We start from the raw sequence: 14,425 nt of genomic DNA, 5'->3' as shown, positions 1-14,425 counted from the left end.
GGACGGGCGCATTTACCGTGGCTTTGCAGGCTACGCAGGGGAGCTCGGGCACACCAGCATCGACTGCGGCGGCGAGCTTTGCTCGTGTGGCAACCGCGGCTGTTTGGAGCTTTATGCGACGATGGCGGCGCTCAAGAATCGCTTTGAGTTTGATGATTACCACAAGCTGGTGGACGCCGCCTACGATGGCGACAGCCATGCCCTTGCGGTGATTGATTATCAGGCAAGCCGCCTTGCCTGCGCGTTTATCGGTTCCATCAACCTGTTCGACCTAGATTCGGTTGTGCTTTACGGTGAGTTTAACTACCGCCCCGAACTGCTCATTTCAAAGCTGAATGTGATGATTGACCGCCAGTCGATCATCCGAAAGGCTCACCCGGTAGCGGTGCTGCCCTCCCAGCTCGGTACAGATGCTGCGGCAATATCCAGCACCTCGGCAGTGCTCAGCCGTTATTTTAATCAGCAGCTATAAAAACAAAAGGGACTTCCGTAAAAAACGGAAGCCCTTTTTGTTTTTTATGGTTGGGTTTAGGAACAGGCAAAGAAATGCGTTTCTATCATAGCGCACAGCGCATGGTAAACCGGCAGGGTGAGCTCCTGCACCAAGTAGGTTTCGGTTGCGGGCAGCTGAATGGCGCTGTCGCTAAGTGCGGCAATTTTTCCGCCACCAGCGCCGGTAATGGAAACAACCGAAACTCCGAGCGATTTTGCAATTTTGGCAGCATTAACAACATTGCCCGAGTTGCCTGAGGTGGTCAGCCCAATGAGAACATCGCCTTTTTTGCCGTAGCCAAACACCTGCTGTGCAAAGCCCATATCGGGTGCCACATCGTTGGAAAAAGCGGTGAGCAGCGCATTGTGGTTTCCCAGTGAGATGGCAGGCAGTGCACCCTGCAGGTTTGCGGCAAGGTATGCGCCGTCTTCAAAATCTCTGCCGAGCTGCGTGGCATATTCCCGTGAAACGGGTCTCTTCAAAAGAAAGCCCTTCATTAGCTCTCCCACAATGTGGTCTGCATCGGCCTGGCTGCCGCCGTTGCCGCAAATCAGTACTTTACCGCCGTGGGTGTAGCACTCCTCCATCAGCTGGTAAGCTGTAACAATTTCTTTCTCACAACCGCGCAAACAGTCAAAGCGCGCTAAAAGTTCATCCAATATTTTTTTAACATGATCTTTCATGTAAACTCATCCTTTCAAACCGTTTCATTCTTCCAAAAGTGTAAGTGCCAATGCGGCGCAGTCGCCAACGCGGTCGCCCAGCTCGGCAGGCAAAATACGGCACACTTGATGTGACAGCGGCAGAGCCTCGCGCTCTACTACCTCCTGTACATAGGGGTACATCATAGCGGCGTTGCGCTGGTAAACACTGCCCAGCACAATTACCTCAGGGTTGAGGATGTCAATTAAAATGGAAAGCCCCATGCCGAGGTAGCGCGCACTTTCGGCGAGTATACTTTTTGCAAACTCATCCCCTGCATTCGCCGCAATTGCCACATCTTTTGTGGTGATGTCATCAAGTGCTGCCATGCTGGGGCACAACTCGGGCTTCTCGCCTGCCTGCAGCTTTTCAAGAATGCGCATTTTGGCAAGCTGGGCAATTCCGCCGCCGCTGCACAAGCCCTCAAACGAGCCTGCCTTGCCGTAGCCCACAGGCCCTGCTTGGGTAAGGCGTACATGCCCTACCTCGCCCGCCATATCGTTGGTGCCGCTGTACAGTCTGCCGTCTAAAATCAGCCCTGCGCCAAGCCCTGTGCCGCAGGTGAGGAACACCACATTGCGGTAACCACGCGCTGCGCCGAACTTCCACTCTGCCACCGCACAGGCGTTGGCATCATTCTCTAAACGCACAGGGATATGATAATGTGCCTCAAACTCCGCACAGATAGCGACCTCGTCCCACCCCGGCAGGTTGGGTGGCCCTAGAATTACGCCTTTTTTGCTGTCGAGCGGCCCACCGCAGCTGATACCGATGCTGTGCAGCATTTCGCGGCTGATGCGGTGTTTTTGCAGCAAATCATCGGTCGACTCTATCAGCTTTGCAATCACAGCCTTGGGGCTCCCCTCGGTTGCAAACGAAATTTTATCCAATATCAGGCTGTCAATGCTGTCGCAGGCATCCATATTGCCAAGCACCGTGGCACATTTTGTTCCGCCAATGTCAATTCCAATACTGACTTTCAATGGGGCACATCCTTTCCTGTATCTCTCTTTGCTCACAGTATAGCATGCAAATTTTAATTGGTCAACTTTAGTTACTAATTGATTTTTCTCTTTTTTTACTCTATAATAAATGCAACAAATAAAATGCATAGGAGGTGGGTAAGCCAATGAACGCCGGTTTTAACCTGAGTGACGTAAAAACAAAAAACCGCGCCCTGATTTTGCGGCTGGTCGCCACAGAATTCCCCGTTTCAAGGGTGGAGCTTGCACGCAAAACGGGGCTGACCAAAACCACCTCCAGCAAAATTGTGGCAGATTTAATGGATGAAGGGTTTATTTGTGAGCGTGAAGCGCCCATGCCCGAGTTTTCGGGCGCGGGCAGAAAACCAATTGTGCTGGATATTGCGGATAACGCGCCAAGCGTATGCGGCATGCTGGTAAAGCGCGGCTTTTGCACCGTGATTCAAAGCGATTTAAAGGGCAACATCCTTGCACAGACAAGGTTCAGTTACCATTCTACCACAGCTGAAGATTTGGTAGACAATTTGGTAAGCCATTTTAACAGGCTGCAAGCTGCCTCCCAAAGCAGAATGCTGGCGGTGGGCATTGCCGCACTCGGCCCCGTCGATATTATCGCGCAGACCATTGCAAATCCGCCCAACTTTTACGGAATACGAAACCTCCCCCTGCCCGAGCTAATCCACAAGCAAACAGGGCTGCCCGCTTATTTGATGAACGACGCCAAGGCGGGCGCGCTTGCCGAAAAGCTTTACGGTAACGGCAAAGAGGAGGAGAATTTTCTTTACTTGCACATCGAGAGCGGTATCGGTGCAGGGTATGTACTGCACCATCAGGTGTACCACGGTGATATGGGGCAAAGCGGTGAGCTTGGGCACACCACCATTGATTTTTCGGGCGATGTATGTGCATGCGGCAACGTCGGCTGCCTTGAGCTTTACAGCAGTTTAGATACGATAAACCAAAAAATGCGGTTGCTCTCGGCAGAGAACAAACCGCATCGTGACTATTCGTGGGCTGAGATTGTTACTATGGCAGACAGTGGCGACAGCGGTGCAATCGCGGCTTTGGATGAGTTTTGCGAATACCTCGCACGTGCGGTCATCAATGCGGTAAGCCTGATGGATATCCACAATATCATTGTCGGGTACGAATCCGCCACAGAGGGCGGTACACTGGAACGGCTGCTCGACCAAAACCTAAACCGCCGCTCAGCTGCGGCAGGGCGTAGAGAAATTCGCGTAACGCGCTCTTTCTTCCGTGGCTCCGCACCGCTTGTGGGCAGTGCCGCCGCTGTTATTAGCAAGCTGTTCAGCGGTGAACTTGCCATATAGGCACTCTAGCGCTTGGTGTTGGGGCCGAGCGCTTCTTTTTTTGTGTTGTGGTTCTGGTTTTGGTTTTCCACATGGTTTGCGCTGCGGTTCATCATTGCATTCACCGGCTGGCTGCAGTTTTCTTTTTCTTGTTTTTGATTTTTTTCTTTCTTGTTCTCAGACATAAAATCACCTCAAGCATAGTATCTCATGCTTTCTCTGCCTTATGCGATTTTGTCCATCACTCGGTAGTTATCCTAAAACTGTAATTTTTTGCTGCACATAATTTTCTGTTTGTTTTAAGCTTTATTATGGTATAATAGCAATGAAAGGATGATAGATATGAAAAAATTTGTACCGAAAGAAAAGCTCAGCAAAAAAGCGAAGCGTGAACTCAATCTTGCAAACCGTATTACCTGGGGCGCTGTAAACCCGGTTACCAAAAAACCCGCAAACCCAAAAGTTTATAACCGCAAAAAGGTTCAGAATGGAGATGATCTCTTCCACTCTGAACCTTCTTTTTTATGTTTGATTTGCACCTAATGGCTGCTCCGATTACTCTACCGGCTTAATTGCAACCGCGGTAACCTGCACGGGGTAACTCTCTCTGATTTCGGGGCGAATCGTCAGCTCCACGGTCTGCCCCTCAAACAGGTTAAAATTCACCTCAACATCCGCAATTCCTACGCTCGCTTTGTCAAAGCCGACATCATCCGCAGTGGTGACCATGATGCTTTGTTCCGATATACTCTCAATCGTCGCGGTAAAGGTGATATTCTCCGGCTTTTTGGTGCATCCCGTAAACAGCAAAATACACACTGCCGCCAGCGCTGCAATGGTTCTTTTCATTTTTTCATCCTCCCGGAAAATTCATAGTGCCCATAAATAAGTATTTTTATATGCCTCTATTCGAAAAGTGCGGTTTTCGTCCTGTTTTATTGCCTGTAGATTATCTTTTACAAAAAATATGTTTTGATTCAGTTGGCATTGCTGTATTGGCTGATCCAAGATATCGATACAATTCTCCATCCTCCGCCGGTCTAAAATAATCCTCCAGCCTGTTGGGCCCTGCAAGCACCTGCCTGCCCACATACACCGTACCATCGCTTTTGGTTTTATAGCTCCATTTTACGAGCAGAATCTCCCCCCGTACAATTTCAATTCCTGTAATGCAGCGCGGATGAACACAGCTGCCGTCGTTAAAGTAAAGCGGTTCGCCAAGGTCGGGCAACACCGGCCTGTGGGTATGCCCGGCAATCAGCATTTGCTCCTCTTTTACCGACCATTTTGTCAGCTTTTTTTCCACCTGCTTTTTTCGTTTATAGTTTTTCGCAGCACTGGTGGGGTCTTTTACGCCAACCGATTCCAGTGGTTTCCAAAAATAACGTACCAAAAATCGGCTTAACCTCCATAAGGTATCGTTTAAAAAATCTGCCTGATGACCATGTAATAGAAATATCTTTTTGCCTGTGGATGTGTGGCGCAAAATAATACCTTCATGAATTTTAATACCCGGGAACAAAGGGGTATATTTTTTTTGCCGGGCGTCGTAATAATTATTGTAATCGTTTTCTACAAGGCGGAAGTTTTTCTTTACCATATCGTGGTTGCCAAAGAGCAGATGCAGCCGATTGTCTCTATAAAAACGAGACATAATCCAAAATGCGTTGCCGTGTATCTCAATAATATCCGAGAGTTTTTTGTTTTCCCAAAGCTCGTCTCCATCACCAAGCTCAATATAGGTATATTTTTGCTGATTGTAGTAATCCAATGCGGCGAAAAATAGGTTTTGGTTTTTCGCAAAATTATCTGCCCAACTTCCGTCGCCACGGTGGCAGTCGCTCATAATAATAATTTTGGATGAGTCATCAAAGGGGATTTGATGTGACGACCGAAAAGTTTGCGAAATCCTTTTATAAGCAAACATCAAGACACCTCCACCCTGCTGCTTAATGTTAAAAAACAGTAAAAAACACGTATTTATTCGTTAGTATCCTATTCTTTTGCCGTGAATTGTGTTAATGAATATTATAAAGAAGGAACAGGCTTTCGAAAGCCTGTTCCTTTTTTATAATATTGATTCTAAGAACTTCTCAAGTTTTTTATCGCCAAATATCTCGTTGGTAACAAACTTGCCCTGATCATAAAAAGCATAGGTGGTAAATGGGTTGGGTGCATTTTGCGCCTGCACTTTGGTTTCGATTTTATGCACGGTAACCGGTATACCGCGTGCCTTGATTGCCGCAACAATCTGCGGAATGTATTTGGCATTGTGTGGGCAGTGGTCGGTATAGTAAAACACCAGCCCTGGCTCCGTAATAACCCCTGTTTTGGCACAAGCCTTAAATTTCGGTACGGGCGCGTGCTCTGCAAACGGTAGGTACAGCAGTTCATAGTACGGCTGGGCGGTATCTGCCACGGTAAAGCCCTTATATTTGTAATACTTCGGGTCGGAAAGGAACGGCATCTTTTTTTGCGTACAAAGCGCCGCCAAACCAAGCTTACCCTGCTGCTTTGCCGCTGCAATTGCCTCGTTTAACAGCGCGTTTGCATAACCCTGCCCTTTAAACTGCCCCGATACCCAGAAGCAATCGATGAACAGATAGCCGTCTGCCTCGATGGGACTCCATGCATTTTCGGCAGGGACATATTCAATCAGCACCTTGCCGCGGGCATTCAGCTTTTTAAATACGTAGCCATCTGCAAAGCAGCTTTGCATCCATGCTTTTTTGCTTGCGGCACCCACGTCACTTTTTTTATCGGCAAGGGCGCAGCAGATGTGCTCCCGCCCAATATTATCACGGTTTACCTCAATAATATCCATAGCATACTCCTTTATTTGTGGGCAACAGGGTGACGGAGGATTGTCTTCAGGTTTTCTGGCGCGGCCTTTCGCGGGTCGCTCAGATAAATTTCGTGATGCCGACGGTCGTTTCCGCACTCATCTGTCAAGTTGTTTTGCGCTACAAACTGCGCTATTTTATCAATCGATTCCTGCTCGGTGCTGTACGGGCCGATGTGCATCAGCTGTACACACAAACCCTCCTCATAAGCGGAAAGGCGCACTCCTGATGTATCCAGCTGAGGTTTTTTCACTGCTAAGGTCTCCTTCGCTTTTCTCAAAACATTCTGTGTTACAAAGTCGGGCTGGCGGATCATCGAAGTCCAAGCCCATTGCTGCCGTTTTTCGAGCTCGAAGCCGTCACAGCCGCAATCCCACAAGCCCTCCAAGGGTGGAACTGTGTAATCCAGCCAGCCCTGTGGATGCTCTTTGCTCATTTTAATGGTATAAGCAATTGCATACAGCACTTCAACAGCATTTTTATATTGCTCGCCGTTTGGGTCGCCGCACCCGTCCAGCATCAGGTACTGCATGGGGGGAACTTCCACCAGCTCGGGGGTTCCTCTCGGAAGGTAGAGTGCTTTTTCCTGCTTTTTAAAATCCAATTTGCCATTCATTGCAATTCCTCCTGTGTTTTAATAACCTTATTGTACAGGGGATATATTGACAACAGCATGTCATATTTATAAATACTGTTTTAACGCGGTTTGAAGGCGCCGAATAATTTCGTCTCGAATGGTAGTCGGCTGCAACACCCGCACCGAACCACCAAACGAGAGCAAATACCCATATACCCATTCACCGAGTGGAAATTCGGTGGTCACCGTAAAGCTGCCGTCCTCATGCTTTACAATGTTTTCCTCCTCAAACTCATCATAGACGCGGTACGCCATTGTGGCATCCACCCAGAGCCTTAGGGGTACCATTTTGTTCCGGTATGAATTTGGGCTCGATTGGAAGACATCGCAGGGAATTTCGCGCTCAAAGGTTTCCTCAATCCGCTTTAGGTTTTTGATGCGTGACAGCTTAAAAAAGCGGTAGTCCTGTTTTGCAGTGCAAAAGGCTAAGAGGTACCAGCCCTGTCCACGAAACATTAGGCGCAGGGGCTCTGCCTTGCGTGTGGTTTTTTCACCCGCCGCGCTGTAATAATCAAACAGAATGATACTTTTGTTTAAAATTCCGTCTTTGAGCGTCATAAATTTTGCCCGCTCCTGCACGCCTGCGCCCCAATCGGTAAAATCGACATCAATCCACCTGATGTTCTCTTTGCGGAACAGACTGCCCAGTTTGGAGAGGGCTGTATCCACCTCAGGGTACTTTACCGCGGACAGGCTCTGCAAGCCGAACAAAATCTCGTTCTGCTCGTCCTCGGACAGTACCGATTTGTTGAGTACAAAATCCTCAAGCAGGCTGATTCCTCCGCCTTTGCCCTTGCTTGCGTAGATGGGGATTCCTGCGGCAGACAAAGTGTCTACATCGCGGTAGATGGTGCGCTGCGACACCTCGAACCGCTCCGCCAGCTCCTTCGCGGTCATTTTACGTTTATTCAGCAACAGGTAGGTCATTTCAAATAATCTATGAATCTGCATATCATCACCACTGCTATTGTACCACAAATAGCTGACAGGTGTATGTCATAAAAAAAGAGCTTCTGAACAATCAGAGGCTCCTTTTTAGCAGTTTACGTACTATCTGTTTTCTCTTTGAATATCAATGATTTCAGCTTCCGTATTGCTTTCGATAAAATTTAGCACCTTATCCACCACGCTACCTGCAAACGCGGCAGAATCTGCAACACAGGCAATACCCAGCACAATCGTTTGGTGCATATCCTGTTCTTCCACCTCGGCAATGGCGACGTGAAACTGATTGTGCACCTTGGCACAAATGCTTTTGACGATCATGCGCTTTTCTTTGAGCGAGTGCACCCACGGCGCATACAGCCTAATCTTTACTACTGAAACAATCATTTTTTATCCTTCCAATACCATCACTTCAGTTTTTCAGGGCTGGTGCTTTCAGTATCTGCAAAATAGACGGTACAGTGGTAGACTGCCCCACTTTTGGTTTTTTTATAAAACTTTCTTTTTCCCTGTTATGGTGCTGATGAGCGCAGATTCATCTATAACTAAAATGCTCTTATCAACCGATTTACTCTTTCTTACTCCTGAGATGAAATCCGATTCGCTGGAACCGCCCATATTGTCTACAGATCCTATCTCTTCCAAATCCTCTACCGATACAATCTCATCCGCCATAATGCCAAAATACTGGTCATCTTTTTCAAGTACAATTACCATCTCGTGAAAATCAATTTTAAAAAGTTCTTTTGCTTCGTCCAGCAGCGAAACGATTTGCGGAACATACTCGTCCGAGAGCTTTCCAAAAACTTTTTTTAAGCATTCGTCACGCTCACAATCATCGCAATTCTGCTTGCATTCTTCCACCTCCAACGCTGTTTGATGCAGCTTGGTGTGGGGCTCATCTATCTTTCTCATATGGTGGTTTATCGTATGTAGATCCGATTCAAAATTATCATACCACTTTCCAAACGCACACTGATGTGGATCGGTGGCAAGTGTAAATGGCTCGTTCTGCTTTACCGAACGCTCTAATTCTTTGACCCAGTGCAGATGATCCTGTTTGCGAGCCTCCAGCATATCCGCAAACTCCTGGTATTCTTCCGTGAGCGACTTCATGCCAAACAGACGGCGCAGCTCAATGAGCGGAATAATTTTACCGCGCAAATCGAAAATACCCCTGACGTATTGGGGGGAATTCGGCATAGGTACTATGTTTTGCGGTAACATCATAATACTTGACACCAGCTCGCTGGTAAAAGTAAAATACTCGCCGCACAGCTTAAAAATCAACCATGGATATTCGGTTTGCTCTGTCTGTACATCTTCGTTTTCGTAGTACATGTTTTATCTTCTCCTTGTCAATAGAAACAGTTTGCATCTCAAGTCAAATGGCATCTGCTTTTCATAAGCATACAATGGGCTTTCACTATATACAGGCATATTATAGCATAAATATCCGAAAGAATAAATGAGGTAGTAACCTTTTTACACAATTGTCTCCATGTGTGCTTCTATCGCATACTATATTTTGATAAACTTTTTTAGGAGGAGATCTTTTGTATTTTAATTGCAGTCAAAGGCAGTTAATTGATCTGCTGCGCAAATTGTGGGAGCAGCATATTATGTGGACCAGGTCGTTTATCATCAGCACTGCGGAAGGCTTGGGGGATCTGCCAATGGTAACCGAGCGCTTGCTGCGCAATCCGTCTGATTTTGCAAAAGTATTTAAACAATTTTATGGCCCCGAAATTGCCGAGCAGCTTGAAAAACTATTTCGCGAACATCTGCTGATTGCAGCGGACCTCGTTACCGCTTTAAAAGTGGGCGACACGGCTAAGGCCGCCGAAAGCAATAAAAAGTGGTATGCAAATGCAGATGAAATCGCAGCCTTTTTGTCGAGCATTAACCCGTATTGGGATGACCGCCAATGGAGAAACCTTTTGTACGATCACCTTGATATGACCGCAAAGGAAGCAACCGAACGGCTAAACAAGCAATATGAAGAAGATGTTAAACGATACGATACGATTGAACATAATGCATTGCAAATGGCTGATTTTATGGCAAGCGGTATTCTCGCACAATTTCGTATCTAAAGCTAAGAGCCAGGGGCGCATAAGGTAACCTTGGCTCTTATGTTGTAACCGGAGGTGAGCTTGTGTTTTGTCCAGAGGATCTCGCGGCTGCCGTGAGTGCGATATCCATTGCGGTATCTAAGGGCAGAACGGTTGAGGAGTTAAATGTTTTAGCTGCCGTTTTTACACAGGTCGGTGCAGTTATCGCCACCATCGCTGTTCAAAAAAACAATATACAAGATTGCATTGAAAACGCACAGAAAAACAGCAATCAACCTGACACTACTCAAGATAATAACACCAACAATCAGCCCGCCACTGCTCAAAGCAGCAATGCCAGTCAAGCGACAACAAAAAATACTAACAAGTCTGACACTGATCAAAGCAGCAGCAATGAGCAAACTTCAGCGAAAAACAGCAATCTGTCCGTTGCTGATCAAGGTAAAAACACTTGGCAAATTCCAACATCGTCAGCTGAAGGAAAAACCAGTGCCGACTCTGCTTCTCTGCCGCTTTTTTTACAGAAAAATTTTGATAAACAATGGTCATAACCTCTATCTGATGCTACTTTTTAAAAGTCTTTGTTCTGCCTGCAGCAAAATCTGCTGTACCTCTTGCCGGCAGAGCATGGCAACCGGTTTTATAGGTTCTGGCGCGCCAAAGCGGTCATGCAATGGTTTTTCCAGCCAAATCACATCACACCAGCGGCCAAACTTATAGCCCGCCTTTTGGAATACCCCAACCTTTTGAAAGCCATAGCTTTTATGAAAACGCTCACTGCGCTCATTTGGGTGCGTAATACAGGCGTAAACATTGTATACCCCCTGCAATACAAGCAGGGCCATCAGTGCATCGTACAGCGCTGACGCAACCCCTTTTCCCTGTGCATCGGGGTGCAGATAAATGGAAGTCTCCACATCCCACTGATAAGCCGCGCGTGTGCGGTAAAGCGAGGCGTAGGCGTAGCCCACCGGTATCCCGCTGCTTTCACAAACAAGGTAGGGATAGCTTTTTGAAATACTTGCGATGCGCCCTTCAAACTCGGTTACAGACGGCACTTCGTACTCAAAGGTAATGGTCGTGCCTGTAACATAAGGGGTATAGATGCCAAGCAGTGCGGGGGCATCTTCAAGGCTTGCGAAACGAATGCGGTATTGACTCATATTTTATGCTCCTTTGTGTTGCTTTCCTTACAGATAAAACATCTGCTCCAGTTTTTCCAAATCGCCGGCGGGGCGGCGATGCACCGTACTTTGCGCATACTCGGTGGGGGTCATACCATTTGATTTTTTAAATACCTTGCAAAAGTAGTTTGCTCCCGCAAAACCCACCATGTCCGCCACTATTTCAAGCGTATATTTCCCGCTTTGCAGCAGCAGCTTGGCGTTTTCAAGCCGCACCTCTGAAAGATATTTACCGGGGGGGACTCTCATATGCTGTGAAAACTCTCGAATTAGGTGGTGCTTGGTCACACCCAGCCGGTCGGCTAGCTCCTCAATACCCGAGAGATAGGCATATTGTGTACGAATCAGCTCTGCAGCCTGCTCTACGAGCGGAGGGATTTGGGTGGTTTTCCGTTCTTCCGCTAGGGCGCAAAGCTCTATTAAAAGGGCGAATGCTTTGGTACACCCCCAATAGCCATCCACCGCCGCACCCAGCTCGATACTATTGCAAATACGCCTAAGAGTGCCCACCACGGGGTTGTACAAGCTTACCGCGGATTGTACCCCCAAACGGTCGGTCACGCCGGTGAGGTGGTGCTGCGCGAGCTCGCCGCCCAGCAGCGCAAAACTACACTCAAGCCCGCTTGCAATGCTCATACCACCGCCACAGGGGGTGATGAGCAGTTCGCCCTGCTTCACGGCAAAAGTTTGCTTTCCGGCGGTTACCATACCCTCGCCCGCAAGCACCGCAAGCACCAGCCAGCCCTGAAACGGAAAAACACAGGATTGTTCTTTTCTTTCAAAAGCGCTGCCTTTTGCACTGCTGTCCATAACACCGGCCATAGATAAAACAATATCCTGCGCCACTTCGGCGGGTGGCTGCGGCAACCTAAAAAAAGAGGTCATTTTTTTACACCTCATATCAACATATTACCATTGTAATGCACTGTTTAACGGGATACAATGAATTTATAAGAATTATTACCATTATACAGGCTCTTTTTTAAGAACGCAACAGGTCAATAAATTACAATGAAAGAAAAGTAGGTGCGATTATGGCAAGTATCAGCTTAAAAAACATCTTTAAAATTTACCCCGGCGATGTAACCGCTGTAAACGATTTTAACCTTGAAATTGAGGACAAAGAGTTTATCATTCTTGTCGGCCCCTCCGGCTGCGGTAAATCCACTACACTGCGTATGATTGCAGGGCTTGAAGAAATTACCAAAGGCGAGCTGTACATTGGCGACAATTTGGTAAACGATGTTGCCCCGAAGGATAGAGACATTGCAATGGTATTCCAGAACTATGCGCTTTACCCGCATATGACCGTATTCAAGAATATGGCCTTCGGCCTTGAGCTCCGTAAAGTTCCCAAAGACGAGATTAAACAGAAGGTAGAAGAGGCTGCAAAAATTCTTGACATTGAACATCTGCTCAACCGTAAACCCAAGGCCCTTTCGGGTGGTCAGCGCCAGCGTGTTGCCCTTGGCCGCGCTATGGTTCGTGACCCGGCGGTGTTCCTGCTTGACGAGCCTCTGTCCAACCTCGACGCAAAACTGCGTACCGCAATGAGAACCGAGATTACTAAGCTGCATAAGAGACTGGGCACAACCTTTGTTTATGTAACCCATGACCAGACCGAGGCTATGACAATGGGTGACCGCATTGTTGTTATGAAGGACGGCTTTATTCAACAGGTGGATACCCCGCAGAAACTTTACGACAGCCCCTGTAACATCTTTGTCGCAGGCTTTATCGGCTCACCGCAAATGAACTTTATCGACGTTATTTTGACAAAAAAAGAAAACGGCTACTTTGCAGAGTTTGATGGCTATTCCATCGGTATCCCCAAGGGCAAAGCAGATTCAAAAGAGCTTGACAAATACGTTGGCAAAGAAGTTGTCATTGGTATTCGTCCCGAAAACATCCATGATGAGCCTGTATTCCTAGAGAGCGCTGAGCACAGCGTTGTAGAGGCGAAGGTTGATATTGCCGAGATGATGGGCTCTGAGATCTTCCTGTACCTTGATTGTGCAGGCAAAAAGCTTACGGCTAAAGTTCCCTCTCGCTCTACCGCGAAATCGGACGATGTGCTGAAGGTTGCGTTTGACAACAACAAACTGCATATGTTCGACAAAGAAACCGAGCAGGTTATCTTCAACTAAGCAGCTGTACCTTCCCCATTCGAGCATTATCTTTTATAAACATGCAAACGAGCCATCCGCAAAAGCGGGTGGCTCTCTGTTTTTTTGTAATTTTTATAAAACCAATAATGAGGGTATATTTTTATTGTTTTTTCTTCTGCACTGTGCTAATGTGATTACCGGAAGGAAGTGTTTTTTATGAAGCTGAGTTTAAACCTGAATGGCTGCACTGCCGTGGTGGATACCTACGGAGCAGAGCTGATTTCTTACCGCGATATTGCGAATACCGAATATATTTGGAACGGTGACCCCGCCTATTGGGCAGGGCGCAACCCGATTCTGTTCCCCATAGTGGGCGGCCTAAAAAACGGGCAGGTGCAAATTGACGGAAAAACCTACGAAATGGGGCGCCATGGCTTTGCGCGCCATTCGGAGTTTGAAGTGTTGCAAAGCGGCGAGCATTTTGCGGTGCTTCGCCTTTGCGACAATGCTGAAACGCTTGCACAATACCCCTATCACTTTGAATTGCTGGTACGCCACGAGCTAACCGACGACGGTTTTGCCACAAGCTTTACTGTACGTGCAATTGACAGCACAATTCAGTTTTGCATTGGTGCACATACAGGCTTTATGTGTCCGTTGCACCGGAACGAGCGTTTTGAAGATTACAGCGTAGTGTTTGAGCAGGTTGAGAACCTGCCCTGCATGGCGCTTACCCCAGACGGTCCGGTTGAAAACACAGCCATCAGACTTAATCACACCGATAGACTGGCATTGGATCATACGCTGTTTGACAACGATGCACTGATCTTTAAGGGGCTGCGTTCACGCAGTGTATCGCTGCGCCACAATACCACAGGCAAAGGCGTAAAGATGAATTTTTCAGATTTCCCGCTGCTTGCACTTTGGAGCAAACCGCACTCTGATGCACCATACCTATGCTTTGAACCCTGGGTGGGGCATGCCGCAACTGCCGCTGAAAGTAACGACTTTGCCCACAAACCATACGTTGTCACCCTGTCTGCGGGCGAAAGCTTTTCAATTGGATATACTGTCTCGGTGCTATAAGTAACAAAAACCCCCGGCTGCCCAATTGGCTGTCGGGGGTTTTTGTTTGTATGTGGAAA

Annotated in this window: 19 protein-coding genes; 7 read left to right on the top strand and 12 right to left on the bottom strand. The window is 47.5% G+C overall.

Going from position 1 to position 14,425, the window contains the following annotated elements; genetic code table 11:
• A partial coding sequence (locus tag RTV33_RS04970; protein ID WP_312642178.1) for an ROK family protein occupies positions 1 to 472 on the top strand: 472 nt, incomplete at its 5' end.
• Between the two features lie 56 nt (positions 473 to 528).
• Here RTV33_RS04970 and RTV33_RS04965 read toward each other — a convergent pair.
• Together RTV33_RS04965 and RTV33_RS04960 are read right to left on the bottom strand one after the other, a co-directional pair.
• Positions 529 to 1,176, bottom strand: a complete 648-nt coding sequence (locus RTV33_RS04965) for an SIS domain-containing protein (protein ID WP_312642176.1) — start codon at positions 1,174 to 1,176, stop codon at positions 529 to 531.
• 24 nt (positions 1,177 to 1,200) lie between these two features.
• Positions 1,201 to 2,178 (bottom strand): ROK family protein, encoded by a 978-nt coding sequence (locus RTV33_RS04960; RefSeq protein ID WP_312642175.1) that lies wholly within the window; start codon positions 2,176 to 2,178, stop codon positions 1,201 to 1,203.
• A 146-nt stretch (positions 2,179 to 2,324) separates the two neighbouring features.
• Between RTV33_RS04960 and RTV33_RS04955 the strand changes: the two genes are divergently transcribed.
• Positions 2,325 to 3,509: an ROK family transcriptional regulator gene (locus RTV33_RS04955; RefSeq protein ID WP_312642174.1), complete on the top strand. Its 1,185-nt coding sequence runs from the start codon at positions 2,325 to 2,327 to the stop codon at positions 3,507 to 3,509.
• A 5-nt stretch (positions 3,510 to 3,514) separates the two neighbouring features.
• On the opposite strand, the gene RTV33_RS04950 is transcribed toward RTV33_RS04955, so the two are convergent.
• Positions 3,515 to 3,673, bottom strand: coding sequence for a hypothetical protein (locus RTV33_RS04950; protein WP_312642173.1), 159 nt, complete (start codon positions 3,671 to 3,673; stop codon positions 3,515 to 3,517).
• Positions 3,674 to 3,830: 157 nt separating this feature from the next.
• On the opposite strand from RTV33_RS04950, the gene RTV33_RS04945 reads away from it, so the two are divergent.
• Positions 3,831 to 4,031 (top strand): hypothetical protein, encoded by a 201-nt coding sequence (locus RTV33_RS04945; RefSeq protein ID WP_312642171.1) that lies wholly within the window; start codon positions 3,831 to 3,833, stop codon positions 4,029 to 4,031.
• Between the two features lie 12 nt (positions 4,032 to 4,043).
• Here RTV33_RS04945 and RTV33_RS04940 read toward each other — a convergent pair whose 3' ends face one another.
• The 7 genes from RTV33_RS04940 to RTV33_RS04910 all read right to left on the bottom strand — a co-directional run bounded on the left by RTV33_RS04940 (position 4,044) and on the right by RTV33_RS04910 (position 9,254).
• Positions 4,044 to 4,337 carry a hypothetical protein gene (locus RTV33_RS04940; RefSeq protein ID WP_312642169.1) on the bottom strand — a complete coding sequence of 98 codons (294 nt, stop codon included), beginning with the start codon at positions 4,335 to 4,337 and terminating at the stop codon, positions 4,044 to 4,046.
• Positions 4,338 to 4,437: 100 nt separating this feature from the next.
• Entirely contained in the window at positions 4,438 to 5,415 is a 978-nt protein-coding gene (locus RTV33_RS04935; RefSeq protein WP_312642167.1) for a metallophosphoesterase, read from the bottom strand.
• A 141-nt stretch (positions 5,416 to 5,556) separates the two neighbouring features.
• Positions 5,557 to 6,312, bottom strand: a complete 756-nt coding sequence (locus RTV33_RS04930) for a GNAT family N-acetyltransferase (protein ID WP_312642165.1) — start codon at positions 6,310 to 6,312, stop codon at positions 5,557 to 5,559.
• A gap of 11 nt (positions 6,313 to 6,323) precedes the next feature.
• The gene (locus RTV33_RS04925; protein WP_312642163.1) at positions 6,324 to 6,947 is read right to left on the bottom strand and encodes a GyrI-like domain-containing protein; all 624 of its coding nucleotides are present in this window, start codon (positions 6,945 to 6,947) and stop codon (positions 6,324 to 6,326) included.
• 66 nt (positions 6,948 to 7,013) lie between these two features.
• Complete coding sequence (locus RTV33_RS04920; RefSeq protein ID WP_312642161.1) at positions 7,014 to 7,919, bottom strand: YafY family protein; 906 nt, start codon at positions 7,917 to 7,919, stop codon at positions 7,014 to 7,016.
• A gap of 99 nt (positions 7,920 to 8,018) precedes the next feature.
• Positions 8,019 to 8,300 carry a DUF503 domain-containing protein gene (locus tag RTV33_RS04915; RefSeq protein ID WP_312642159.1) on the bottom strand — a complete coding sequence of 94 codons (282 nt, stop codon included), beginning with the start codon at positions 8,298 to 8,300 and terminating at the stop codon, positions 8,019 to 8,021.
• A gap of 102 nt (positions 8,301 to 8,402) precedes the next feature.
• A complete protein-coding gene (locus RTV33_RS04910; protein ID WP_312642157.1) occupies positions 8,403 to 9,254 on the bottom strand; it encodes a chemotaxis protein CheW in 852 nt (283 codons plus the stop codon).
• Between the two features lie 215 nt (positions 9,255 to 9,469).
• Between RTV33_RS04910 and RTV33_RS04905 the strand changes: the two genes are divergently transcribed.
• Positions 9,470 to 10,009 carry an acetylglutamate kinase gene (locus RTV33_RS04905; RefSeq protein WP_312642155.1) on the top strand — a complete coding sequence of 180 codons (540 nt, stop codon included), beginning with the start codon at positions 9,470 to 9,472 and terminating at the stop codon, positions 10,007 to 10,009.
• Between the two features lie 62 nt (positions 10,010 to 10,071).
• Positions 10,072 to 10,539: a DUF6774 domain-containing protein gene (locus RTV33_RS04900; protein WP_312642153.1), complete on the top strand. Its 468-nt coding sequence runs from the start codon at positions 10,072 to 10,074 to the stop codon at positions 10,537 to 10,539.
• Positions 10,540 to 10,542: 3 nt separating this feature from the next.
• Here RTV33_RS04900 and RTV33_RS04895 read toward each other — a convergent pair whose 3' ends face one another.
• Both RTV33_RS04895 and RTV33_RS04890 read right to left on the bottom strand, forming a co-directional pair.
• Entirely contained in the window at positions 10,543 to 11,151 is a 609-nt protein-coding gene (locus RTV33_RS04895; RefSeq protein ID WP_312642151.1) for an N-acetyltransferase family protein, read from the bottom strand.
• Between the two features lie 27 nt (positions 11,152 to 11,178).
• Positions 11,179 to 12,057, bottom strand: a complete 879-nt coding sequence (locus tag RTV33_RS04890; RefSeq protein WP_312642148.1) for an AraC family transcriptional regulator — start codon at positions 12,055 to 12,057, stop codon at positions 11,179 to 11,181.
• A 149-nt stretch (positions 12,058 to 12,206) separates the two neighbouring features.
• Between RTV33_RS04890 and RTV33_RS04885 the strand changes: the two genes are divergently transcribed.
• Together RTV33_RS04885 and RTV33_RS04880 are read left to right on the top strand one after the other, a co-directional pair.
• Complete coding sequence (locus RTV33_RS04885; protein ID WP_312642146.1) at positions 12,207 to 13,319, top strand: sn-glycerol-3-phosphate ABC transporter ATP-binding protein UgpC; 1,113 nt, start codon at positions 12,207 to 12,209, stop codon at positions 13,317 to 13,319.
• Between the two features lie 177 nt (positions 13,320 to 13,496).
• A complete protein-coding gene (locus RTV33_RS04880) occupies positions 13,497 to 14,366 on the top strand; it encodes an aldose 1-epimerase family protein (protein ID WP_312642144.1) in 870 nt (289 codons plus the stop codon).
• Positions 14,367 to 14,425: the final 59 nt, after the last annotated feature.

The sequence above is a fragment of the Hydrogenoanaerobacterium sp. genome (assembly GCF_032017025.1).
Taxonomy (GTDB): Bacteria; Bacillota; Clostridia; order Oscillospirales; family Ruminococcaceae; genus Hydrogenoanaerobacterium.
Note: the sequence above shows the minus strand (reverse complement) of the source record. Positions and strands in the feature narration are given on the sequence as shown.